The sequence below is a fragment of the Paenibacillus kribbensis genome (genome assembly GCF_002240415.1).
Lineage (GTDB): Bacteria > Bacillota > Bacilli > Paenibacillales > Paenibacillaceae > Paenibacillus > Paenibacillus kribbensis.
Genome location: NZ_CP020028.1, coordinates 2,307,729 through 2,330,449 on the forward strand (window position 1 = coordinate 2,307,729; position 22,721 = coordinate 2,330,449).

Consider the following 22,721-nt stretch of genomic DNA (forward strand, 5'->3'; position numbering starts at 1 on the left):
TCGTAAGTAGATTTTTTCTACGAATGAGATAGCCTTTTTAGTTAGGCGTTAGGCATGTCCTTTGTAAGCTTAATCACCTTTCATCTTCACCATTCATAGACTGAGTTGAGCAATGGCGGAGGAGGGGAGATTGTGAGTAAAAACTTTCCGAAAGAAGCGTTGAAGGCCATTAACAAAAAAGGCGGAAAAAACATATCCGAAAATGCGGTGAAAAAGCTGGCAGGCACGGTAAAGGCGGACACGCTTCAAAATGAAGCGCAGTTGCGTCAGCTTATCAAGCAGGTATCTGCGATGGCCAACATTCCGGTGTCGGAAGATACAGTAAGGGATATTGTCAGTGCCGTCAAAAAGAGCGGAATGAGTTCTTCCAATATGGAAGCGTTGATGAAAATGATGATGAAAAAATAAAAAGTTGGCCGCAAATGGTCAGGTTTCACCGTGAACCGGGTGGGTTCGCGGTTTTTTTTATATGTTCACGTTTTTTTATATATTGAAGCAGGCTTTCGCTTGCTTTTCACTGCACAAAATATCGAACTACCATGCCGAACATGATATAATGATGCCCAATAGGAAACGGGTTGAAAGACAGTAAGGAGGAAACAATGTTGAAAGAGGCCATATCATCGGCGCTATTAAACGGGCTGCCTCACGATTTGACAGCTGCGCTGAGTAGCTTGGCTGATCGTTGGTCAACGGTGTCGGTTCCGTGGATGCTGGGAGGAAGCTGTTCACTATTAGTGCAGGGAGTTGAGCTGGATCGCCTGCCGCGGGACATTGATATTTATGCGGATATTCACGCAGCAAAGCAGCTTCATGCGCACCCTCCGGGTGTAAATATAGATCAACAGCAGGTTGACCGCAGCGGCTCGTACGTTTCATTACTAAGCCATTATGAGCTGGAGGGATTTCCCGTTGAGTTGGTGGGGGGATTCGAGGTGCTCTGTGACGGAGCGTTATACCGATTGGAGGTCGAAAAGCTCCTCTGGTCAGCGGGAATCCAGCTTGATTTGGAGCGTGCTTCACTACATCTGATGCCGCTCAGTCACGAGTTGCTATTTAATTTGTTGCGAAATCGCCCTGACCGATATGGAGCAATTGCAGAGGTCATGAAGCGTGATCCACAGCGTCATCTGGTGGTACTCAAGCAACTGCTGATCAGTAATATCTGGGCAGAGGAGCAGTTGGACAGGCTGGTAAAGCTTTTGCCTTGGCCGGAGTTGCATTCCATCATCCGGATGGGACATGATGTATAAGCTTCGTATGCTAAGAGGAAAGACGAAGGGAGGAGCTCGTTCATGAATGTGAAGATTACGTTCAAGCCGTCAGGCAGGCGCGTACGGGTTGGTCAGGGCACGACATTGCTCCAGGCTGCCCGTAAAGCAGGTGTATATATTCCCACTCGCTGTGACGGGAAAGCGGCCTGCCTCATGTGTAAGGTATATATTTCACCGGAATGGGCTGCATTCGCAGGCCGTCCCAATGATGCAGAGCAGCGTAAGCTGGGACCTTTATTGGAGGAAGGCATACGATTGTCCTGTCAGGCTCGTGCTCAAGGTGATGTAGAGGCTACGATACCGGAGGATAGGCTTAAGGCTGCTATCAGGCGGCAACTGGAGCGCCAAGCGATGGATGACGAACTGTGGTAATCGAAAAATATAACAACAAAGGATGTTATCCGACGCTTACAAAGAGGTCAGGAGAACATCCTTTTTTATATGGCGCGTGGCGCCGAAGTCATGGGAAACCCTCTCTCCGCATATATTAGGTGAGTGGACCCAAACGTAAAATATTGTTTTTGCAATGATGGCTGTGGCCTGCTCTATTTTTTTAAAAAATTGAACATATTTTACGGAGGGGATACATATGATGGTATCAGTCCAAATGCATGTACGAGTTTACGCCGTTTCGCCGATTCCATCAGTCTCCTGAATCTCGGCGGCGGACGACTTCCGGGCATTTTAAAGGCTGTTCTGCCGCATCTGGGATCAAGCAGTTGGTTGAACACGAAGCGGATGCTCTTTAAGCATTTTTCCTTCGGAGACTTTTGAGGAGGGGATTTCATTGGAGAAAGTGGACATTTTTAAAGACATTGCCGAACGCACCGGAGGAGACATTTATCTTGGGGTCGTTGGCGCAGTCCGAACAGGAAAATCAACGTTTATCAAGAGGTTTATGGAGACGATTGTTCTGCCAAACATTACAAGTGAGGCGGATCGTGCCCGCGCCGTAGATGAGCTGCCGCAAAGCGCGGCAGGGAAGACGATCATGACGACGGAGCCTAAATTCGTACCGAATAATGCCGTCCAGATCAAAGTAACGGAAGGACTGGAGGTAAATGTACGTCTGGTCGACTGTGTAGGATACGCAGTAGAAGGAGCGAAGGGCTACGAGGATGAAAATGGTCCGAGGATGATCTCCACACCATGGTTCGAAGAGCCGATTCCATTTCAGGAAGCAGCGGAAATTGGTACACGCAAAGTTATTCAGGAGCATTCGACGCTTGGTGTTGTGGTCACGACAGATGGTACGATTGCTGAAATTCCGCGCAGCTCTTACGTGGAATCAGAGGAGCGTGTCATTGAGGAGCTGAAGGAAGTTGGCAAGCCATTCGTGCTGGTCATTAACTCCACGCATCCGCGCAGTGATGAAACACTTCAGCTTCGCAGTGAGCTGGCTGCCAAGTACGATATTCCGGTCATGACACTCAGTGCAGCGACAATGACAGAGGATGATGTTACAGGCGTACTTCGTGAAGTATTGTATGAATTTCCGGTGCATGAGGTGAATGTGAACCTGCCGAGCTGGGTCATGGTACTGAACGAAGATCATTGGCTTCGCAGCAATTATGAAAATTCCGTTCGCGATACGGTTAAAGATATCCGACGCCTGCGTGATGTAGATCGGGTGGTCGGTCAGTTTATGGAATATGAATTTATCGACAGGGCCGGTTTGAGCGGGATGAATATGGGGCAGGGCGTAGCTGAAATTGATTTGTATGCGCCGGATGAGCTGTACGATCAGATTTTGGTTGAAGTTGTAGGGGTGGAGATTCGTGGCAAGGATCATTTGCTGCAAATGATGCAGGATTTTGCCCATGCCAAACGGGAATATGACCGCTTCGCTGAGGCGCTGGAAATGGTCAAGACAACGGGATATGGCATAGCCGCTCCGTCACTGGCCGAGATGGCGTTAGACGAACCACAGTTGATTCGCCAGGGTACGAGGTTTGGGGTGCGGCTCAAGGCGACTGCGCCTTCCATTCACATGATCCGTGTCGATGTGGAATCAGAATTTGCTCCGATTATCGGTACAGAGAAGCAAAGTGAGGAGCTTATGCGCTATCTGATGCAGGATTTTGAAAATGATCCGATCAAAATTTGGGACTCAGATATTTTCGGACGTTCGCTGCATTCTATTGTACGTGAAGGCATTCAGGGAAAGATCGCCATGATGCCGGACAATGCACGCTACAAGCTGCAGGAAACGCTGGGTCGCATTATCAACGAAGGCTCCGGCGGTCTCATTGCAATTATTCTCTAAGTGTAATCAAATGAAAAAAATGCAATAAAATGTAATGAAGGTCTAGACTGACCCACAAAAAATGAGACAGCGGTAGCTGCGGACGAGGAAGTAAGGTCCCAGGCTGCCGCTGTTTTATTGAACTGATATTCCCCTTTGGCAGAATAGGGTTGCTATTGCAACGATACGACTGAAATGAGTTGTATCGCTCAAGAACCACTGACTATTGATTGACAGCGTAGTTCTGACACTCGGCAGGACACCCCAGGTATTCAAATACTCTATGTGCAGGATCGTCAACTGGCAAGTAAACTTCAATTCCAGGATACATGCGGCTGCTAACAGAAAGATGAATGTGCTTGTAGCGGATGGGGACTAATTCCCCTGAGGTATCCCTTCTGGCCAAAATGGTCTTCGATTGCTCAACTTCGTTTGCCAAATCCTTTGGCTGCTTATTCCAATACTTATTAATATCGTCGTATTTCTGTAATCTATTAAATAACTTTTTATACCAGTGATCATAGCGGGAATACATGTTATTTCTTTTGAAAGCTTGTATACCGTAAATGGCATGTGACTCCCACTGTTCGAGCGACGCCGTATCGAAGGTAGAACGGGGACGAATGGGCAAATCCCGATTAAAATGAAAATCAGCCATATTCAATTTGTCATTCATAAAAGAATCGAAGGGGATGTCGAATAAATGGCGAAATGGCTCATTTAACCCCTTGATATCTAAGGTATGGGTGACGATCATTGCCGGAAACGGCAAATTACTCATGATCTGTTGCGCATGCTCCAGTGCCAGCTCCAGAGACCGTCCTTCCAATTCGTGATGGATCGGAAGATACTCGGCGGCCAGGAGCAGATCGTTGCGCTCATCGGAAGTGCACTCCAGATATTCAGCAATTTGGATAATCGTTTGACGATCCGGCACTCGACGCGAACGTCCAACCAAAAGATTTTTATACGTAGGACATGCCTCATCATTAAGCTCCTGTTGAGTAAACCGTTTCAACAGCGGGTGAGATTGATCAGCATATTCCCGTTGACGTTTCATGCGAACAGCTTCAATTTCTCCCAATACGATTTTTAACGTTTTATACTGGAAGTTCTCGTCCTTATGCACGGTCATCTTTTTTCAATCCTTTTCGCATTAATGAGGTGTAGTTCTACACTTGGTGCAGATGATCCACCACAGTATACTACATTGTGAAAAAGGGAGCTATTTTACAAAAAGCTCTCAATTACGCTTATGGAGGAGATCATATGATTCGTGCAATTGTAACAGATCCGTTTGCTTCAGAATTTTTCAGTATAAAGGAAGTTGCTGCTCCACAAGCCCAGCCTTGGGAAGCGATCGTTCAAGTACAGGCTTTTTCTCTTAATCGGGGTGAAATATCAGATGCAATGGATAATAAAAAGCAGATGAGACCAGGCTGGGATTTTGCCGGGGTCGTCATCGAGCAAGCCCAAAATGGCACTGGTCCGAAACAAGGAAGCCGCGTCGTTGGCCTTCTCCCGATGGGAGCATGGGCAGAACAAGTTGCCGCCCCTACCTCATTACTGGCCGAAATTCCCGATGATATTACCTTTGCCGAGGCCGCTACTTTACCGGTAGCCGGCCTGTCGGCACTCTATACGCTTAGAAAAGGAGGAATGCTGCTTGGTAAGCGAGTATTGATCACTGGCTCGACTGGCGGAGTTGGCCTTTTCGCACATCAGCTGGCTGCGCAATCCGGAGCTTTTACAGTAGGTATAGCCAGAACAGAGGAAAAAGCCTTACTTGTTCAGGAAGCTGGTGCTAATGAAGTTATCGTTGGAGATACGGCGATTTCATCGGTCGATACCTTTGGACCATATCATTTAATTATAGATTCAGTAGGCGGTGATACACTAGCTGCCTTACTGCCTCAGCTTGGACCAGAGGGGATATGTGTATCCATGGGACATTCGTCCTCACCTTACGCAACGATCAATATCAGGGGGTTAGGCGGTAGAACTTTGTATAGCTTTTTTCTAGGAGAGGAGATCAATCGCTATTCGCCGGCGGAAGATCTAAAATTACTGGGCGAACTTGTTTCAAAAGGCCAGTTAGTACCTAGGATTGAAGTGGAGGCATCCTGGAAGAAAATTGGAAACCTTGCCCAACAACTGATCGAGCGGAAGTTTTCCGGTAAAGCAGTGCTCCATATAAATTAGATGTGAGCTACTCCATTTTGAAAATGACAAAGTAGACAGTACTAAAAAGACCACGTTTTACAGCAACCGCTTTCCGGTATTCAATCGGGGAACGGTTGTTTTGTTATATAAACTCGGAAAATATTTTTATATTCATAAAACCTATTTACATACTTGGTTTAACGCGATATATTAAATATCAAATTTGAATCATTTTGTGGATGGAACGAGGGGGAAATGAAATTATGAATATCCAAAAAGAGCTGCAAAGAAACAAAAAGCTAGGACTGGGGGCCATGATGCTGCTGGTGCTGGTTTTGCTGGTCACTGCATGCGGCGTGCCGAAAACAGAGAGCGGCGCTCAAGGGACAAGCACTGCGGGATCGAGTGCAGCAGACGGAAAAACGGGCAAATCAAATCTAAAAGGTAAACGTGTTGCACTGATTATGGAGTTTAACACGGGCACATTCTCGCAGCAGTATGTTCAAGGTGTGGAAGAGGAAGTTAAGAAATTTGGCGGAACACTGACTAAGTTTGTGGCAGATAACGATAAGGCTAAAATGGCCTCCTTGCTGGATAGCGCGATTAATCAGCAGTTTGATGTGATTTTAACCGATCATGGTGATGCCCTGCTGGAGCCAGGACTGAAAAAAGCAATCTCTCGCAATATTCCGGTTATCGTGTTCGATGCTGCCGTCAACGTTCCAGGTGCGGTAGTGCTCTCGCAGGACGATCAAAGCATGGCTGAGCTGACGCTGGAGCAAATGAAAAAGGATATTGGCGGCAAAGGCAACATCGTCAAAGTATGGGTTGCCGGATTTGCACCGATGGAACGCCGTCAGATTGCTTACGATGCATTTTTGAAAGCTAATCCGGATATAAAAGAAATTGCGACTTTTGGTTCGGCGCAGAACCCTGCTTTGGACACACAAGCGAAAATGGAGGCCATATTGAAGCAATATCCTAAGGGCCAAATTACAGCAGTATGGGCTGCATGGGATGAATTTGCCAAAGGTGCAGCCCGTGCCATCCAACAAGCGGGACGTACGGAAATTAAAGTCTATGGTATTGATATGAGCGACGAGGATCTGCAAATGATTCAGGACCCGAAAAACCCTTGGGTGGCTTCGGCAGCCGTAGATCCAACAGATATCGGGCGGGTACAAGTACGCTACGCCTATCAGAAGCTGCATGGGGATAACCCGGAGGAGAAAGTGGTACTGAAGGCTGTCTATGTGCAGCGCGAAGCACTGCCAGATAAGCAAATTTCCACATCCGAGCTGTCTCAATATGTGAAGGGATGGGGCCAAAGCGAGCAAGGCTATAAGGATTGGATGAAGGAATATGAAACGTCTAAATAAAATGTAAGCATCATGCACAGGCGCGCTTTGGCGCGCTTTTATCATAAGCAGGCGTAAGGGGGTTGCTATGAGTAATGAGTTCACAAGTATATACGCTCGAGATGAAGAGAATCAGCAAGCAGTTTGCTGGTGTGGATGCGCTGCGAGCCGTGGATTTTACAGTACATGGCGGCGAGATTCACGCTCTGTTAGGTGCTAACGGGGCAGGCAAAAGCACATTGATGAAAATATTGTCCGGCGCATATCGTTCCGATCAGGGAACCATCGTAGCTGGTGGCAAGGAACTGAGCATTAACTCACCGTGGGAGGCCAAAAGAGCCGGGATTCACTGTGTATATCAGGAGGTCGATTCGGCGCTTGTGCCGCAGTCAAGCGTCGCTGAGAACATTATTTTAGACGATTTGTCAGCACCTGAAGGACGATGGTGGACCGCGCCGGGCTCTATGTACAGACGAGCGCGTGAGGCGCTGGCACGGCTGGAAGCTGATATTGATGTACGGCAATACGTGTCTGAATTAACGTTGGCAGAAAAACAGCTTGTACTCATCGCACGTATTTTGACACAGCAGGCGAAGACGATCATTTTTGATGAGCCAACAGCACCACTCAGCGAGGAAGAAACGCGCCGCTTGTTCCGCACGATCCATACCCTCAAGGATGAGGGGGTTGCATGCATCCTGATCACGCATCGGTTGCCGGAGGTTATCGAGCACAGTGACCGTGTGACGGTGATGCGTGACGGTGAGCGAGTGTTCACGGGCTCTGCCTCTGATTTAAGTGTAGGAGACATTGTTACACATATGCTGGGGAAAACATTTGAAGAGGAGTTTCCGAAAACTGAAAGTCCTATTGGGGAAACGATATTGGAAGCAAGAGGGCTTCGCAAGGGGTTACGAGTTCACGGCGTTGATTTGCAGGTCAGACGTGGAGAAATTTTGTCTATTGTGGGTTTGGTCGGTGCAGGCAAGACGGAGTTGTCACGGCTTCTTACAGGGGCAGACAGACCCGATCAGGGGGAGCTAGTCTTTAAAGGCCGTTCCATTCGTTTGAGAGAGCCTGCGGATGCGGTAGTACAAGGGATTGTGTCAATACCCGAGGAACGGCGGAAGCAGGGAGTACTGATCGAGGAGAATGTCGAGCGAAACCTTAGTCTCCCGCTCTTGGGCAAGTTGAGTGTTCTTGGTTTCATCTCTCGAGCAAAAGAACGTGCTAACGGTAATAAGGTTGTCGCATCTCTTGGCATTAAGACACCCTCTCTGCGCCAGAATGTTAAATACTTGAGCGGCGGGAACCAGCAAAAGGTAGCGATTGGAAAATGGATGCATTCCGGAGCGGATGTGTTTGTTTTTGACGAGCCGACCAAGGGTGTGGATATTGGGGCAAAAAGCGATATTTTCCGTATCATTGGTGAATTGGCGGCGCAAGGTAAAGCAATCATTTATCTCACCTGTGAATTTGCTGAAGGGATCGGCATTGGGGATCGGATTGCAGTGATGTATGATGGCAAAATAATTAAGGAATTTACGCGGGGCGAAGTGGAACAGGAACAGCTCCTGTTGTATGCTAGCGGCGGTGAAGAGGTGCTTTCATGAAGGAAAAATGGTTAAATGTCTCATTTCGTTATGGTGCTGTAGTCGTCATTATTGGTGTGTTGGCGTTCTTTTCAGTCACATTGCCCTATTTTTGGACGTATGATAATTTGATGGACATTCTTGGCTCTATTGCGATTGTGACTTTCGTCGCTATTGGTGTAACGTTGTCACTTATTGTGGACGGTTTTGACCTGTCGGTTGGAGCTACGGTATCTTTGACGACGGTAGTTTCAGCTTCTTTGATGGTTTGGTATGAACAGCCAGTGGCCGTGGTTATCGTAGTGTCCTTGGTTGTCGGAGCTTTGGTTGGACTACTGAATTCATTGCTGATTATTAAGCTGCGTATTCCCGATTTGCTGGCAACCCTCGCAATCATGTATATTGTAAGTGGGATTCATAAAACGTATGCACAGGGTTACACCATTTACAACCATATGCAGTTTCCTGACGGCAGCAAGGCGCCGGGAGAGATATCTCCTGCATTTCTTCTATTGGGGCAAGGAAAATGGCTTGGCATTCCGATTTCAGTTATTTTGCTGCTGTTGGCTGTGGTGGCGGTGCATATTTTCTTGACTTACACGAAGCATGGGCGTCAAATGTATGTGACTGGGGGCAATGAAGAAGCTGCTCGTTTGTCAGGCATACGGGTAAAAAAAGTCCGTACACTAGCCTACGTGGCTTCGGGCGTATTTGCGGCAATAGCCGGTATATTGTATGCTTCCCGTGTAGGCTCCGGTCAAATTGATGCAGGCTCTCCATTACTTATGGAGGCAGTTGCTGCAGTTTTCGTTGGTTTTTCGGTCTTTGGAGCCGGTAAACCTAATGTCATCGGTACTTTTATTGGTGCGGTGCTGATCGGGGTATTGGTCAATGGACTGACAATGATGAATGTGCAATATTTTGCTCATGATATCGTCAAGGGCGTCGTGCTGGTGCTCGCGTTGGCCGTTACTTTTTACGTGTTAAACCGTCGCCGTACTTGAAATTGTCTGTGGACTGTATTACTATAAACCTTGTTCCACGCAAGAAGGGTGCCATTAAACGCCAGTTTCGGCCTATATTGCGGAGGTTAGGTATATTCTATGTATATTTAACGACGAAACGGAAACAGATGATAACATTATGGAAGGCAGCATGCCGCCCGCGTTATTTTATACAGGCGTTCGTTCGGTCTATTGCACCGATAACCTTAATGCTGGACTACACTTGAATTAGGAGGTGAAAATTATGAATAAAACGGATTTGATCAATCAGGTTTCTGAAAGCACTGAATTGTCCAAAAAGGACGTAACCAAAGCCATTGACGCTGTATTTGAGGCGATCTCCGGAGCGCTGCAAAATGGGGACAAGGTACAACTGGTAGGTTTCGGAAACTTTGAGGTTCGTGAACGTTCCGCACGTAAAGGACGTAACCCGCAAACAGGAGAAGAAATCGAAATCCCTGCGAGCAAAATTCCGGCATTTAAACCGGGTAAAGCGCTCAAGGACGGAATTAAATAAGATTTCTTACATATTCCCATTGCGCTGGAAAGACCGTGAATTTGATTCACGGCCTTTTCTTTTTGTTCTGTTTACTCCAGGATAGATTTACTTCAGGGTAGAGGTACTTTGGACAGAAGAAGAGGAAGCTGTCTTGTCGTTCCGCGAGGCATATGCGATCAGGACCAGTGGTTCACCTGTCAGCTCGGCGAATTCTTGCTCCAGCTGTTGGAGTCGCTCGATTTGGGCAGGACTGAGATTGGCCGGAAGATAGTTTTTCATCAGATTTGCTCCTTTCGTTAACATATGAGGCTGCACGGATAGTATGGCTCGTGATACGCTAATTGTTGCAAGTAACGCCGGAGGCATACAGTTGACAAAACGAGCTCAAATCTCCATCATAAAAAGTATAGCTTCGGCTCTCAGGGGGGAAAAGAAATGGAAGATAATGTGACAGGCAATAGTGAGTACGTCGTAATTAAAGCAAAAAGCAGCGGATGTCAGGTTTTTGGTCTGACCAGAGGCCAAGATACACGCTTGCATCATTCAGAAAAATTGGACAAGGGCGAGGTGCTGATCGTCCAGTTTACGGATCATACCTCTGCTATTAAAGTTCGCGGTAAAGCCGTAGTGATGACCAAACATGGAGTTGTGGATACAGAGGATTAAAATGCAGGCATAGCCTGCTTTTTTTTGTTGTACAATGAGAGTGAGGACCTTTACCGTAGCAAGTTCCTATTATGGGGTAGGGGTCAGGGGAGGTTTGGATGAAACCTTGGATTGTACTCGGCAGCTCGATTCTCATAACCGCTGCGGCAGCAATATTGCTGCCCTCTTTACATATGCTGGATTCGGGGACCGCGACTGTCCGTGAGACCCAGGCGGCGATATCGCCTCAGCAGCGAGTGCGGCTGACCGATGACAATCTGGTGGATACGCTCAAGGAGCTTCCTTTGACAACACCGATCGCCAGGGTAAGCTGGGAACATTCAGTCCTGACCCTGGATGTAAAGCTGTCAAAAGAAGAAACTGCACCGCTGGAGATTTATCAAAATATGGCGGAGCTTGTTGCCTTTAGCTTTTACGGAACGACGAATGTACAGCAATTGCTGCTCCGTGTGGTGACGCAGGACAAATGGTCGGGTGAACGCCATTTGCTGCTGGCATCCGATATACGCCGGAATGAGTGGACGAACGAAGCGCTGGAACAGCTGAGAAGCCGCGAAGGCGCAGAATTACCGGAGCAACTGAAATCCCGTTTCCGCATTACAGTTACACCCATGTGGCAAAAGAGGTTTGACGGTGTATATATAGATTAGATATTTCTGCCGTTGGACCTACGGTACTTTAGTCGCGAATCATTTTAAATTGTGATATAATATAAGGCATTGCAATTATTTGATACACCAGAAAGTCATGGCTCGGAGGCTTAGGATGAAACCGTATCGCGTACCCCAATTAGCAAGGAAATATGTGGAATACGACATGATTCAACAACATACGGAAATGCCGGCTTTTCCTGACAGCCGTACCCGCTTGCTATTTGTGTTTTTGAACCGGAATATGCAGGAGCTGCATGCCAGCGAGGATGAGCTGTACGCATTGGTCACCTCGCTTTTGCAGATGGGGCTGGATACGCATGATATGATCGATACTTTATCCGGTATTCGAAGTCCGGAGGAGATGCGTTCCAGACAGCTGAAAGTGTTGGCCGGGGATTATTTTAGCAGCCGCTTTTATCAGCTGCTTGCATTGGCAGGCCGCATTGCGACTATTTCAAAGCTGAGTGATGCCGTATGTGAGGTCAATGCCGGTAAGATGAGCCTGTATTGGGGGATGAAGCATTTCCGCCTGGATGCGGCTCAGTATTTATCCCAGATGCTTCGTCTTAAAAAGGAGCTTTTTTTATCTCTAACTTCACTTGTAGCAGAACAGGATCGGGAAATTTGGGAGCAGCTTCTCCACGAATTCGCCCTCTGTGATATGCTGGTGGAGGAATGGGACAAGCGAGCAGAACCGGACAAATCCCGTTTCGGATATATGTTCTGGCATGTATACAGTAACGGGGACCAGAACGAGCAGGCGCTGCTTTCAGAGAGTGGTACTGATATTGAAGCATGGCGTAATCTTGTTCTGAAGTACAAGGCCGAGGATGCGATACTGGACAAGCTTCGCACGGCTGTTATGCACATCCGGCAAATTCTGTCTGATGATCAAAATACGGGGATCGAGGAAATTGAACGCATGCTGGAACCTTTCCTGAAGCTGCTGAATAGTCCGCACCCGGTTGTGAGGGAAGGTTAGGTGAACGTCATGGGAGCAAGCGACACCAAGCCGAAAGAGCAATTCGTTCATGGCGTGTTTGAAAGTATAGCAGGCAAATACGACTTGATGAACGATATACTGAGCTTTCGCAGACACAAGGCTTGGCGAAAATTTACGATGAAAAAAATGAACATGCATCACGGGGATACGGCAATTGATCTTTGCTGTGGGACATGTGACTGGACGCTTGCGATGGCGCATGCAAGTGAAAGTGGTCACATCGTGGGACTGGATTTTAGTCAGAACATGCTTAATGTAGGCGAGCGCAAGATTAGATCAGAATCCCGTGAAAAGCAAATCAAGCTCGTTCAGGGCAACGCGATGGAACTGCCTTTTGCAGACAATTCGTTTGATTATGCGACGATTGGTTTCGGTCTGCGCAACGTGCCTGATCTGCACCGTGTACTACGGGAAATGCAACGAGTCGTCAAACCTGGCGGACAGGTCGTTTGTCTGGAACTGTCCAAGCCTACCTGGCAGCCGTTCAAGGGGATTTACTACACATATTTTCAACACATCTTGCCCATGCTCGGCAAATTGTTCGCCAAACGTTATGAGCAATACAAATGGCTCCCTGATTCGTTGGCGCTTTTTCCAGGAAGGGATGAGCTGGCTAACATCTTCCGCGAAATCGGATTAAAGAATGTACAGGCTCATTCACTCACCGGAGGCATCGCGGCATTGCATATTGGAATCAAGGAGAGTCAGCATGTTTAAGAAAATTGCTATTTTTTTGGAAATGATTAAAATTGAACATACGTTATTTGCGCTCCCATTTGCATTTATGGGGGCTGTATTGGGGTCGGTTGTCGTGACAGGCAGCCTCCCCTCATGGCCGCAAATTGGTTGGATTTTACTGGCTATGGTTGGCGCACGCAGTGCGGCCTTTGGCTTCAACCGCATGATTGACCGTGTGATTGACGGGAAAAATCCACGTACAGCAGGACGCGCTATCCCGGCAGGGCTGCTCAAATCGAGTGAAGTGGTTATTTTCATTATCATCAGCTTGTTGTTATTATTCTGGGCATCATTCAAATTAAGTCCGCTGGCGTTCAAGCTGTTCCCGCTGGCCTTTTTTATGCTTGTTTTTTACTCTTACACCAAGCGCTTCACCTGGCTTTGTCATGTTGTGCTGGGGCTGACGATTGGCTTGGCGCCGCTGGGTGCGTGGGTTGCGGTAACAGGACAGATCGATTGGATCTCGATCGTATTGTACCTCACCATTGCATTTTGGACGGCAGGCTTTGATGTGATTTATGCTTGTCAGGACATTGATTTTGACCAGAACGAGGGTGTTTATTCCATTCCTGCCCGCTTTGGTATAGCAGGTGCACTCAACATTGCCCGGGCATTCCATGTCATTACGGCAATCGGATTTATTGTACTTTTCTTTATTGCAGATTTAAGCTGGTGGTATCTGGCAGGGATGATTATTTCGTACATTATTTTATTTTATGAGCATTATATTGTATCTCCAAAAGATCTGAGTCGTTTGCAGACGGCGTTCTTCACGATGAACGGTGCGCTTAGCATGGTCGTATTTGTTTTTACACTGGTTGATTTGGTGGTGCGTTAATACTAATGAATCTGAATCAGGCGAGCAGTCATCAAGGAAAACGGATTGTTATCGGCATTACAGGCGCGAGCGGAAGCATTTATGGTGTACGACTGGTGGAAACATTGCTGGACTTGCAATACACAGTTCACCTGATTGTTTCCAATGCCGGCTGGCGGGTACTGAAAGAGGAATTGGGCTGGAACGTGACTGACCGGGAGAGGGCTTTGAATGAACAATTCAGAGGCCGTCCCGGTTCTCTTGTATACCATCCATTCACAGATATCGGAGCTTCAATTGCGAGCGGCTCCTATCTTGTAGATGCGATGATCATTATGCCATGCTCCATGGGAACGCTGTCTGCGGTAGCACACGGTTCGTCCGATAATTTGATGGCACGTGCAGCAGACGTCATGATAAAGGAGGGGCGTCCGCTGATCCTTGTGCCTCGTGAAACACCGCTTCATGCCATTCACTTGGAGAATATGCTTAAACTTGCGAGACTCGGCGTCAAAATGATTCCGGCCATGCCGGCCTTTTACTTTCATCCGAAGACGCTGGATGACATTGTATTGTTCCTCGTAGGCAAAGTATTAGACAGCTTGCGTATCGAACATCAATTGTTTATGAGATGGGGGGATTCCGATGCCAACACCGGACAACAAGACGACCACAATCGGAAAAATTAAATATACAAATGCTTGGCCCATTTTTCATTATTTTAATTCTTCAGAGCTTCTGCATCCGGCAGAGCTGATTACTAAAGTCCCGGCTGAATTGAATCGGGGTATGCTGAATGGAAGTCTGGATATTAGCGCGATGTCGTCTTTTGCATATGCATCGGGTGCGGAGGAGATGCTGCTGTTGCCTGATTTATCCGTTAGTGCCGACGGTCCTGTGCAATCCATATTATTGTTTTCACGCAAGCCGCTGAACGAAATCAAAAACGGAACGATTGCATTGACGAATACGTCTGCTACATCCGTGAATTTGCTGAAAATTCTGATGCAAAAGGCATGGGAAGGCCAGCCCTCCTATTTTGACTGTGAACCGGATCTGGATTTGATGCTGAGTCTGGCAGATGCAGGACTACTGATTGGAGATCACGCGATCAAAGCTTCTTGGCGGAGTGAAGGTCTGTATGTAACGGATCTGGGCGAAGAGTGGAAACGCTGGACTGGACACAGCATGACCTTTGCCGTATGGGCGGTGCGCCGTGCAGTTGCTGCTGAGAATCACGATGCATTAGTTGAAATTACAAATGCGTTTCGTGCAAGCAAACAGCGCAGCTTGGCTGATCTGACGCCTGTTGTCTCTGAGGCTTGCAACGAAATTGGTGGCTTGCGAGATTATTGGGAGCGCTACTTTACTAATCTGTGTTATGATTTTGGAGAGAAGGAACAAAGAGGCTTAGAGCTTTATTTTCAGTATGCGCATGAATTGGGGCTGCTTGACCGGCAAGTGAAGCCGCTTCTCTGGAGTGACAATACGCTGACACGGGTGAAAGAATGAAACGATTGGATTTGTTCGGTTTATTAAAGAAGGATATGAACTTCATAGAAGAAGAGCTGTATCGCAGCATTGACAGCTCGGAGCCGTTGATTAATGATACGTCGCTCCATCTGCTTAAAGCAGGAGGCAAGCGTTTACGTCCAGTGTTTGTATTGCTGGGAGGCAAGTTTGGAGAATACGATCTGGACAAGCTCAAACACATAGCGGTACCACTCGAATTGATTCATTCGGCCTCTCTCGTTCACGATGACGTAATTGACGATGCTGAAATGAGACGTGGTCAACCCACTGTGAAGTCCAAATGGGACAATCGGGTGGCGATGTACACGGGAGACTACATATATGCACGAGCGCTGTCTATAGTTGCCGAATTGCCGAGTCCGGATATTCACCGGGTGCTGTCCAAGGCGCTGGTGCAGATGTCCATTGGTGAAATGGAACAAATCCGCGATTTTTTTAATGTAGATCAAAGTGTACGTAATTATTTGCTGCGCATACGGCGTAAAACCGCATTGCTGATTGCGGTTAGCTGCCAATTGGGCGCTATGGCTGCGGGGGCACGGGAAAGAGTCAATTCCCTGCTGTACAGCTATGGCTATAACGTAGGGATGGCTTTTCAAATTCAGGATGACTTGCTCGATCTCTGCGGTACGGAAAAAAAGATTGGCAAGCCGCCGGGCAGCGATATGAGACAGGGCAATATTACGCTTCCGGTGATTTATGCGCTCAAGCAGCCCGAACTGCGTGACGATCTGCTGGCTGAAATCGGCCGTATTCAGGCCGGGGATGGGCAAGGAGATGCGCGTAAAGCGGTGGATATGATCAAAAAAAGTGAAGGAATCACTAAAGCGGAAATTCTCGCTGACCGATATATTAAGAAAGCGCTGAACGCGCTGGACTTACTGCCAGATGTCAAAACGAAAAAAACGCTCCGCGATATCGCTCATTTTGTGACACGCCGCTCCTACTAAAGTAGTGTTTTGTTTTTGCAGTGATAAAATACTTTAACCGCTTTCAAACTTTCTGTTACAATACAAATTAGTATTGTAAAAATACATTAAGATTGGATTGGGAGTGAGCCGATGGATCGCACGTTTTTGATGGTTAAACCGGATGGAGTACAACGCGGACTGATTGGACGTATTATCAGTCGTCTGGAAGACAAAGGCTTCAAAATGACGGGTGGCAAACTTGTGCAGGTATCTAGAGAACAGGCGCAGCGGCATTATGCGGAGCATGTGGGCAAGCCCTTTTTTGAAGAGCTTGTAGATTTTATCACATCAGGCCCTGTATTTGCCATGATTTGGGAAGGGGATAACATCGTTACGCTTTCCCGCCTGTTGATTGGTAAAACACAAGTAACAGAGGCTCTACCGGGCACGATCCGGGGAGACTTTGCTGCACATACACCGTTTAACCTCATACACGGTTCGGATTCACCGGAGAGCGCGGAACGCGAGATTGCGAATTTTTTCATGCCGGAAGAGTCGGTTCGGTATGAGAAAAGCGTGGCGACCTGGATGTAAGTTTAATCTCGTATGAAAAAGGATGGTAGCATGACGGATTTGGAACTGGGTCAGACGGACCCCGATTACACGGCGTTTATCCGCAAAATTAAGGACAGCACAGGTATTGATCTTGCACAATACAAAGAAGCACAGATGAAAAGGCGGTTAACGACACTTCGCAACAAAAACGGGTTTCCCAGTTTTGTTTCTTTTTATGATGCCATGATGAAGGAAAAACCCCTGTTTTATGAATTTCTGGATCGTATGACGATCAATGTTTCGGAATTTTGGCGTAATCCCAATCGGTGGGAAGTGCTGCGGGATACGATTCTGCCACAGCTGCTTGCAGGCAAGCAGAAGCTCAAGCTGTGGAGCGCGGCTTGTTCGACTGGCGAGGAGCCTTACAGTTTGGCTATGGTTCTGGACGGCAAGGGGATCTTGGGGAATTGTTCTATTACGGCTTCCGATATTGATGATGGTGCATTGGCCAAAGCCAAGGAAGGCAGATATTTGGAGCGTTCGCTCAAGGATGTGCCTGAGCAGGTAGCCAGCAAATATTTCAAACCGGATGGTGCGATGTTTCGCGTGGATGACCGTTTGAAACAGGCTGTGAAATTTCAAAAGCAAAATTTGCTGCTGGATTCGTTTGAAGACAACTATGACCTCATTATCTGTCGCAATGTTATGATTTATTTTACTGAAGAGGCCAAGCATAAGCTGTACCAGAAGTTTGCAGCCAGTCTTCGTCCCGGCGGTGTACTGTTTGTGGGCAGTACAGAGCAAATTTTTTCTCCCAACCAATATGGTCTGGAATCGACGGAAACCTTTTTTTATCGTAAAAAAGCATAGCCCAGACATATATCGATAATTCGTAATGAGATATTTTTGTTTTTTGGATCATGAGCACGTTGATGCTTGCTTATCTGAAATGCACGTCCTTTGGCTTTGCCTAAGGGGCGTGTTTTTTGTTTATCTGCATACCTGTGGCTTTTCTTGTCAAAGAAAGGTGCGTATACTATAATGAAGCACAGTTAAAGATTTTAGCGATGCACAGTTTAACAGTTTAAAGGGGGAACGCGTCATGAGTTTACGTTATTTAACCGCGGGGGAAACGCATGGTCCCCAGCTAACTGCAATTGTAGAGGGCATGCCCAGCAATTTAAAATTGGATTTTGAGGAACTGAATTTTCAGCTGCACCGTCGTCAGAAAGGGTATGGACGGGGGCGGCGTATGCAGATTGAAAAGGACACGGCGAGCATTGCCGGAGGCGTACGTCACGGTTATACCACAGGTGCACCGATTGCACTGATTGTGGAAAATAACGATTGGAAGCACTGGCAGAATATTATGAATATTGAGCCGATCGAAGGCAGTGATGAAGAAAAGCGCCGGGTTCACCGTCCGCGTCCGGGTCATGCCGATTTGAACGGCGGAATGAAATACAACCTGAAGGACCTGCGTAACGTGCTGGAGCGCTCCAGTGCGCGTGAAACTGCGATTCGTGTCGCGTGTGGTGGCTTGGCCCGTCAATTGCTGGCAGAGTTCGGAATCAAGGTGGCAGGTCAGGTCATCCGCATTGGAGAAATCGAGGCTCCTTACCGTGATTTGCCGATCGATGAGCTGATTGCCGTGACGGAAGCTTCTTCCGTGAGAGTGACCGATCCAGAAACCGAAAAGAAAATGGAAGCGTACATTGACCTGATCAAGCAAGAAGGCGATTCGGTCGGTGGGGTAGTGGAATGTATCGTGGAAGGCGTCCCGATTGGTCTGGGCAGCCATGTACAATATGATCGGAAGCTGGATGCACGCATTGCCCAAGGCGTCATGTCCATTAATGCCTTCAAGGGCGTAGAAATCGGTATCGGCTTCGAAGCAGGAGAACTGCGCGGCTCACAGGTGCATGATGAGATTCTGTATGATGAGGAACGTGGATACCACCGTCGTACCAACCGTTTGGGCGGTTTTGAGGGTGGCATGACCAATGGAATGCCTGTTGTGGTTCGCGGTGTCATGAAGCCGATCCCAACTTTGTATAAACCGCTGCAAAGCGTCGACATTGATACGAAGGAAGCGTTCACTGCACAGGTTGAGCGTTCGGATGCATGTGCGGTACCGGCGGCAAGTGTGGTTATGGAGCATGTCGTAGCCTGGGAGATTGCAAAGGCTTTGCTTGAAAAATTCGGCGGGGATTCGATTGAAGAGATCCGCGCAAATATTGCATCCTACGAAGAACAACTGGGACGGTATTAAGATGAGTACGCTGACGGTACAACTCGGAGAACGTTCCTATCCCATTCACATCGGGCGTGGGCTGCTGCATCGGGCCGGAGAGTTTCTGAAGGAACGAGGAATTGCGCAAAAAAGTCCATTGTTGATTGTTTCTGACGAACATACAGCGTCATTTTACTTGGCGACACTGGAGAGCAATCTTCAGAAGTCGGGCTACAAGACGGAATCCTTTGTCGTCAAGCCGGGTGAAACATCCAAGTCGCTGGCTGTGTTTGAGCAGGTCATAACTGCAGCCATTCAGGGCGGTTTGGATCGCCATTCAGCCGTGATTGCACTTGGCGGTGGTGTAGTGGGCGATCTGGCTGGATTTGTGGCGGCCTCGTATATGAGAGGCGTCAAGTTCGTACAAATTCCTACGACGATCCTTGCCCATGACAGCAGTGTAGGAGGGAAGGTCGGCATCAATCATCCTTTGGCCAAAAATATGATTGGAGCCTTCCATCAGCCGGAACTCGTGCTGTATGACGTAGATACGTTGTCTACATTGCCTCCGCGCGAAGTATCCGCCGGGCTGGCTGAAATGATCAAGCACGGTTTGATCTGGGATGCCAATTTCGCCTACTGGTGCCGTGATCATGCGGCAGATTTGCTGGCTTTGGATGCGGCAGCTCTGGAGTATGGACTAGAGAAGGGCTGCTCTGTGAAAGCTGAAGTGGTGTCACGCGATGAACGGGAAAATGATTTGCGTGCTATTTTAAACCTCGGTCATACGATTGGTCATGCCATTGAAGCAATTGCGGGATATGGCGAGTTTTTACACGGAGAAGCGATTTCGATTGGGATGGTCGGCTCCGCGCTTCTGGGCGTGAAGCTGGGGGCAGACCCCGCTTTGGTCGAAGTGACAAGAGATATGCTGTCTTCTCTGCGGCTGCCAACCTCCCTTCCAGCACATCTTGATACGGATCGGCTGCTGGAGGCGATGATGCATGACAAAAAGTTTAAAGAAGGCAGCATTACTTTTGTCGTCCCGCGCAGCATCGGGCGCGTGGAGGTTGTGAAGGATATTCCCGTCTCTGACATCAGGCAAGTCATTGAACAGTTAAAAGAGGAGGCGTAAAAATGTACAATCGTGGAATTCGTGGCGCGACGACTGTAGCGAATAATGAAGAAAATGAAATTTTGGAAGCGACCAGCCAGCTGTTGGATGAAATCGTATCCTACAATGAAATTCAGCCTGAAGACATTAGCAATGTCTGGATTACGGTCACCCATGACCTGGACGCTGCGTTTCCAGCTAAGGCTATCCGTCAGCTTGACGGATGGGATATGGTTCCACTTATGTGTGGATTGGAAATCCCTGTCGCAGGTAGTTTGCCCAAATGTATCCGTTTGTTGGTACAGGTGAACACCCATAAATCCCAACGTGAAATCAAACATGTATATTTAAACGGAGCGCAGGCGTTAAGACCGGATCTGGCTTCCGAAGGGAAGTAACGCCCTTTTTTTAAGTTGATGGTTGCCAAAGTAACATCCGATGAGATATAGTGTGTGTAGCAGAGTTGAGTAGAGTTAGCCAGAGCCAGTTGAGTTGAGATGAGAAGAGTGCAGTCCGAGCCAATTCCATATGAGATTACAGAGACCGACGGTGACAGTAAGCTGATGCCTATGAAAAGATGTATCTTCGACAGCGAAGCTTATTTGAGTTAGCCACGGGTTATGCAGAGGGATAAGTGCATACTTTGCCTGTTTGTTGTAATCTTTTTACATATGGTCGCATTCTTATAATTTCAATAACTGACAGCCTCTACCTTCCAGGTAGAGGCTTTTTTATATTCTCTCCTTTGGGTCTGCGCCAAATTGGAAAGGAAGTGATCTCATGTTAACGCCGCATGTGGAGCAAGTGATAACGATGGCGAATGAATTTAACCTGATTCCTGTGTACAAAAAAGTGCTGGCCGATATGGAGACGCCGATTCGGATTTTCCGTCGGTATGCGGAGCGGGACCGAGCCTTTCTGCTGGAGAGTGTAGAGGGAGGCGAGCAATGGGCGCGCCATTCATTCATCGGGACCGATCCGTTCCTGATGGTTTCGGGTAAAAAAGGCCGTTTGATTTTGGAGCAACATGGCAAACGGCAAATTTTGAACGACAAGCCGCTTGAAGCGCTCAAGGCATTGCTTCGCAAATATCGCAGTCCCAAGCTGAAAGAAATGCCTCCATTTACAGGCGGAGCGATCGGATTTTTTGGATATGATCTGCTTCAATACTATGAAAAGCTGCCGGAGCATTCGGTAGATGATTTGAATATGGATGATATCCGTTTTATGTTCTGCGATCAGGTGATTGTTTTTGATCATGTGAAGCAGCAAATTTTGCTGGTTGGCAATGTACATGTGGGCGAAGGGTTCCGCGATGAGGACATTCGTGCTGCCTATGCTGAGGTGGAGCGCAAGCTGGAGGAAACGGCGCAGTATCTGCGCAAGCAAACACCACCGGAGAGATTGGGATCAGGTTCCATTCCTGATGATGTGGAACTGGGTGAGATTCAATCGAATGTGACGAAGGAGCAGTTTATTGCAAACGTGGAGCAGGCAAAGGAATATATTCGCTCTGGTGATATTTTTCAGGTTGTACTATCCCAGCGTTTTCACATTGATACTGAGGCTTCTCCTTTGCAGGTATACCGCGTGCTGCGCACGATGAACCCGTCGCCATACATGTATTATTTGAAAATGGATGACGAGATCATCGTGGGCACTTCGCCGGAGGCGCTTGTCAAGGTAGAAAACGGTCGGGTAGAAACCCGCCCTATTGCAGGGACGAGGCCGCGTGGCGTCACGGAGACAGAGGATGCAGCACTTGCTGAAGAATTGTTGAAGGATGAAAAAGAACGTGCCGAGCATTTGATGCTGGTCGATTTGGGCAGAAATGATCTGGGCCGCGTATCCCGGTTCGGTACAGTCAAATGCGATACGTTTATGGAGATTGAACGCTATTCCCACGTCATGCACATTGTGTCCAACGTGTCGGGTGAACTGCGTGAGGATAAAGATTTCTTTGATGCTTTCCTGTCCTGCCTGCCAGCGGGCACCGTATCGGGGGCCCCGAAGCTGCGTGCCATGGAGATTATTGCCGAGCTGGAGCGGGAAGCGCGCGGACCCTATGCAGGAGCTATCGGATATTTGGGCTTTTCGGGCAATATGGATGCTTGTATTACGATCCGCACAATCGTGTTTAAAAAGAACCGGGCCTATGTCCAGGCAGGAGCAGGAATTGTGTGGGACTCGGTTCCGGAAAGCGAGTACCAGGAGACGGTGAACAAGGCCAAGGCATTGCTGAAGGCAATCCGTACGGCAGAGGCGATGTTCCCGGCAACGACACAGCCCTACAACAGCGTCATCAATCAGGATTATTTGTACACTCCCTAAGCAAGTTTTGATCAAGTAACACTTCATTGCGG

The 22,721-nt window shown here is 47.8% G+C and carries 25 protein-coding genes; 23 read left to right on the top strand and 2 right to left on the bottom strand.

What is annotated here, in order from left to right; translation table 11 throughout:
• Positions 1-132: 132 nt before the first annotated feature.
• From B4V02_RS10410 to spoIVA, 4 genes are all read left to right on the top strand, one after another.
• Positions 133-408 (top strand): stage VI sporulation protein F, encoded by a 276-nt coding sequence (locus tag B4V02_RS10410; protein ID WP_007430847.1) that lies wholly within the window; start codon positions 133-135, stop codon positions 406-408.
• Positions 409-602: 194 nt separating this feature from the next.
• Entirely contained in the window at positions 603-1,253 is a 651-nt protein-coding gene (locus B4V02_RS10415; protein ID WP_094154713.1) for a hypothetical protein, read from the top strand.
• A 42-nt stretch (positions 1,254-1,295) separates the two neighbouring features.
• The gene (locus B4V02_RS10420) at positions 1,296-1,646 is read left to right on the top strand and encodes a 2Fe-2S iron-sulfur cluster-binding protein (protein WP_094154714.1); all 351 of its coding nucleotides are present in this window, start codon (positions 1,296-1,298) and stop codon (positions 1,644-1,646) included.
• A gap of 415 nt (positions 1,647-2,061) precedes the next feature.
• Complete coding sequence (spoIVA, locus tag B4V02_RS10425) at positions 2,062-3,540, top strand: stage IV sporulation protein A (RefSeq protein WP_007430844.1); 1,479 nt, start codon at positions 2,062-2,064, stop codon at positions 3,538-3,540.
• A 202-nt stretch (positions 3,541-3,742) separates the two neighbouring features.
• Here the strand turns inward: spoIVA and B4V02_RS10430 are convergent, their stop codons facing one another.
• Positions 3,743-4,654: an MmyB family transcriptional regulator gene (locus B4V02_RS10430; protein WP_094154715.1), complete on the bottom strand. Its 912-nt coding sequence runs from the start codon at positions 4,652-4,654 to the stop codon at positions 3,743-3,745.
• A gap of 134 nt (positions 4,655-4,788) precedes the next feature.
• On the opposite strand from B4V02_RS10430, the gene B4V02_RS10435 reads away from it, so the two are divergent.
• The 5 genes from B4V02_RS10435 (at position 4,789) to B4V02_RS10455 (ending at position 10,153) form a co-directional block, all read left to right on the top strand.
• The gene (locus B4V02_RS10435; protein WP_094154716.1) at positions 4,789-5,721 is read left to right on the top strand and encodes a zinc-binding dehydrogenase; all 933 of its coding nucleotides are present in this window, start codon (positions 4,789-4,791) and stop codon (positions 5,719-5,721) included.
• Positions 5,722-5,945: 224 nt separating this feature from the next.
• On the top strand, positions 5,946-7,061 hold the full coding sequence (locus B4V02_RS10440) for a sugar ABC transporter substrate-binding protein (protein ID WP_094154717.1): 1,116 nt from the start codon (positions 5,946-5,948) through the stop codon (positions 7,059-7,061).
• Positions 7,062-7,135: 74 nt separating this feature from the next.
• Positions 7,136-8,653, top strand: coding sequence for a sugar ABC transporter ATP-binding protein (locus B4V02_RS10445; protein WP_094154718.1), 1,518 nt, complete (start codon positions 7,136-7,138; stop codon positions 8,651-8,653).
• Positions 8,650-9,636 carry an ABC transporter permease gene (locus B4V02_RS10450; RefSeq protein ID WP_007430839.1) on the top strand — a complete coding sequence of 329 codons (987 nt, stop codon included), beginning with the start codon at positions 8,650-8,652 and terminating at the stop codon, positions 9,634-9,636. Before B4V02_RS10445 ends, B4V02_RS10450 begins: the two co-directional genes overlap by 4 nt.
• Positions 9,637-9,880: 244 nt before the next feature.
• Positions 9,881-10,153 carry an HU family DNA-binding protein gene (locus B4V02_RS10455; RefSeq protein WP_007430838.1) on the top strand — a complete coding sequence of 91 codons (273 nt, stop codon included), beginning with the start codon at positions 9,881-9,883 and terminating at the stop codon, positions 10,151-10,153.
• A gap of 87 nt (positions 10,154-10,240) precedes the next feature.
• Here B4V02_RS10455 and B4V02_RS26105 read toward each other — a convergent pair whose 3' ends face one another.
• The gene (locus B4V02_RS26105; RefSeq protein WP_007430837.1) at positions 10,241-10,414 is read right to left on the bottom strand and encodes a hypothetical protein; all 174 of its coding nucleotides are present in this window, start codon (positions 10,412-10,414) and stop codon (positions 10,241-10,243) included.
• 156 nt (positions 10,415-10,570) lie between these two features.
• Between B4V02_RS26105 and mtrB the strand changes: the two genes are divergently transcribed.
• From mtrB to trpE, 14 genes are all read left to right on the top strand, one after another.
• On the top strand, positions 10,571-10,801 hold the full coding sequence (mtrB, locus tag B4V02_RS10460; protein ID WP_007430836.1) for a trp RNA-binding attenuation protein MtrB: 231 nt from the start codon (positions 10,571-10,573) through the stop codon (positions 10,799-10,801).
• A gap of 98 nt (positions 10,802-10,899) precedes the next feature.
• Complete coding sequence (locus tag B4V02_RS10465; RefSeq protein ID WP_094154719.1) at positions 10,900-11,451, top strand: hypothetical protein; 552 nt, start codon at positions 10,900-10,902, stop codon at positions 11,449-11,451.
• A 115-nt stretch (positions 11,452-11,566) separates the two neighbouring features.
• Positions 11,567-12,436, top strand: a complete 870-nt coding sequence (locus B4V02_RS10470) for a heptaprenyl diphosphate synthase component 1 (RefSeq protein WP_094154720.1) — start codon at positions 11,567-11,569, stop codon at positions 12,434-12,436.
• Positions 12,437-12,445: 9 nt separating this feature from the next.
• The gene (locus tag B4V02_RS10475; protein ID WP_094154721.1) at positions 12,446-13,174 is read left to right on the top strand and encodes a demethylmenaquinone methyltransferase; all 729 of its coding nucleotides are present in this window, start codon (positions 12,446-12,448) and stop codon (positions 13,172-13,174) included.
• Positions 13,167-14,033 carry a UbiA-like polyprenyltransferase gene (locus tag B4V02_RS10480; protein ID WP_007430832.1) on the top strand — a complete coding sequence of 289 codons (867 nt, stop codon included), beginning with the start codon at positions 13,167-13,169 and terminating at the stop codon, positions 14,031-14,033. The genes B4V02_RS10475 and B4V02_RS10480 overlap by 8 nt, the downstream gene beginning before the upstream one ends.
• A gap of 5 nt (positions 14,034-14,038) precedes the next feature.
• Positions 14,039-14,701 (top strand): UbiX family flavin prenyltransferase, encoded by a 663-nt coding sequence (locus B4V02_RS10485; RefSeq protein ID WP_094154722.1) that lies wholly within the window; start codon positions 14,039-14,041, stop codon positions 14,699-14,701.
• Positions 14,658-15,524: a menaquinone biosynthetic enzyme MqnA/MqnD family protein gene (locus B4V02_RS10490; RefSeq protein WP_094154723.1), complete on the top strand. Its 867-nt coding sequence runs from the start codon at positions 14,658-14,660 to the stop codon at positions 15,522-15,524. The genes B4V02_RS10485 and B4V02_RS10490 overlap by 44 nt, the downstream gene beginning before the upstream one ends.
• The gene (locus B4V02_RS10495) at positions 15,521-16,495 is read left to right on the top strand and encodes a polyprenyl synthetase family protein (RefSeq protein ID WP_094154724.1); all 975 of its coding nucleotides are present in this window, start codon (positions 15,521-15,523) and stop codon (positions 16,493-16,495) included. The genes B4V02_RS10490 and B4V02_RS10495 overlap by 4 nt, the downstream gene beginning before the upstream one ends.
• Before the next feature lie 111 nt (positions 16,496-16,606).
• Positions 16,607-17,050, top strand: a complete 444-nt coding sequence (ndk, locus tag B4V02_RS10500) for a nucleoside-diphosphate kinase (RefSeq protein WP_094154725.1) — start codon at positions 16,607-16,609, stop codon at positions 17,048-17,050.
• A 30-nt stretch (positions 17,051-17,080) separates the two neighbouring features.
• A complete protein-coding gene (locus B4V02_RS10505; RefSeq protein WP_007430827.1) occupies positions 17,081-17,881 on the top strand; it encodes a CheR family methyltransferase in 801 nt (266 codons plus the stop codon).
• Positions 17,882-18,113: 232 nt separating this feature from the next.
• Positions 18,114-19,283, top strand: coding sequence for a chorismate synthase (aroC, locus tag B4V02_RS10510; RefSeq protein WP_007430826.1), 1,170 nt, complete (start codon positions 18,114-18,116; stop codon positions 19,281-19,283).
• Position 19,284: 1 nt separating this feature from the next.
• Positions 19,285-20,379 carry a 3-dehydroquinate synthase gene (aroB, locus tag B4V02_RS10515; RefSeq protein ID WP_094154726.1) on the top strand — a complete coding sequence of 365 codons (1,095 nt, stop codon included), beginning with the start codon at positions 19,285-19,287 and terminating at the stop codon, positions 20,377-20,379.
• A gap of 2 nt (positions 20,380-20,381) precedes the next feature.
• Positions 20,382-20,756, top strand: a complete 375-nt coding sequence (gene aroH / locus B4V02_RS10520) for a chorismate mutase (RefSeq protein WP_007430824.1) — start codon at positions 20,382-20,384, stop codon at positions 20,754-20,756.
• Positions 20,757-21,138: 382 nt separating this feature from the next.
• Positions 21,139-22,689 (top strand): anthranilate synthase component I, encoded by a 1,551-nt coding sequence (gene trpE, locus B4V02_RS10525; RefSeq protein ID WP_007430823.1) that lies wholly within the window; start codon positions 21,139-21,141, stop codon positions 22,687-22,689.
• The last annotated feature ends 32 nt before the right edge of the window (positions 22,690-22,721 follow it).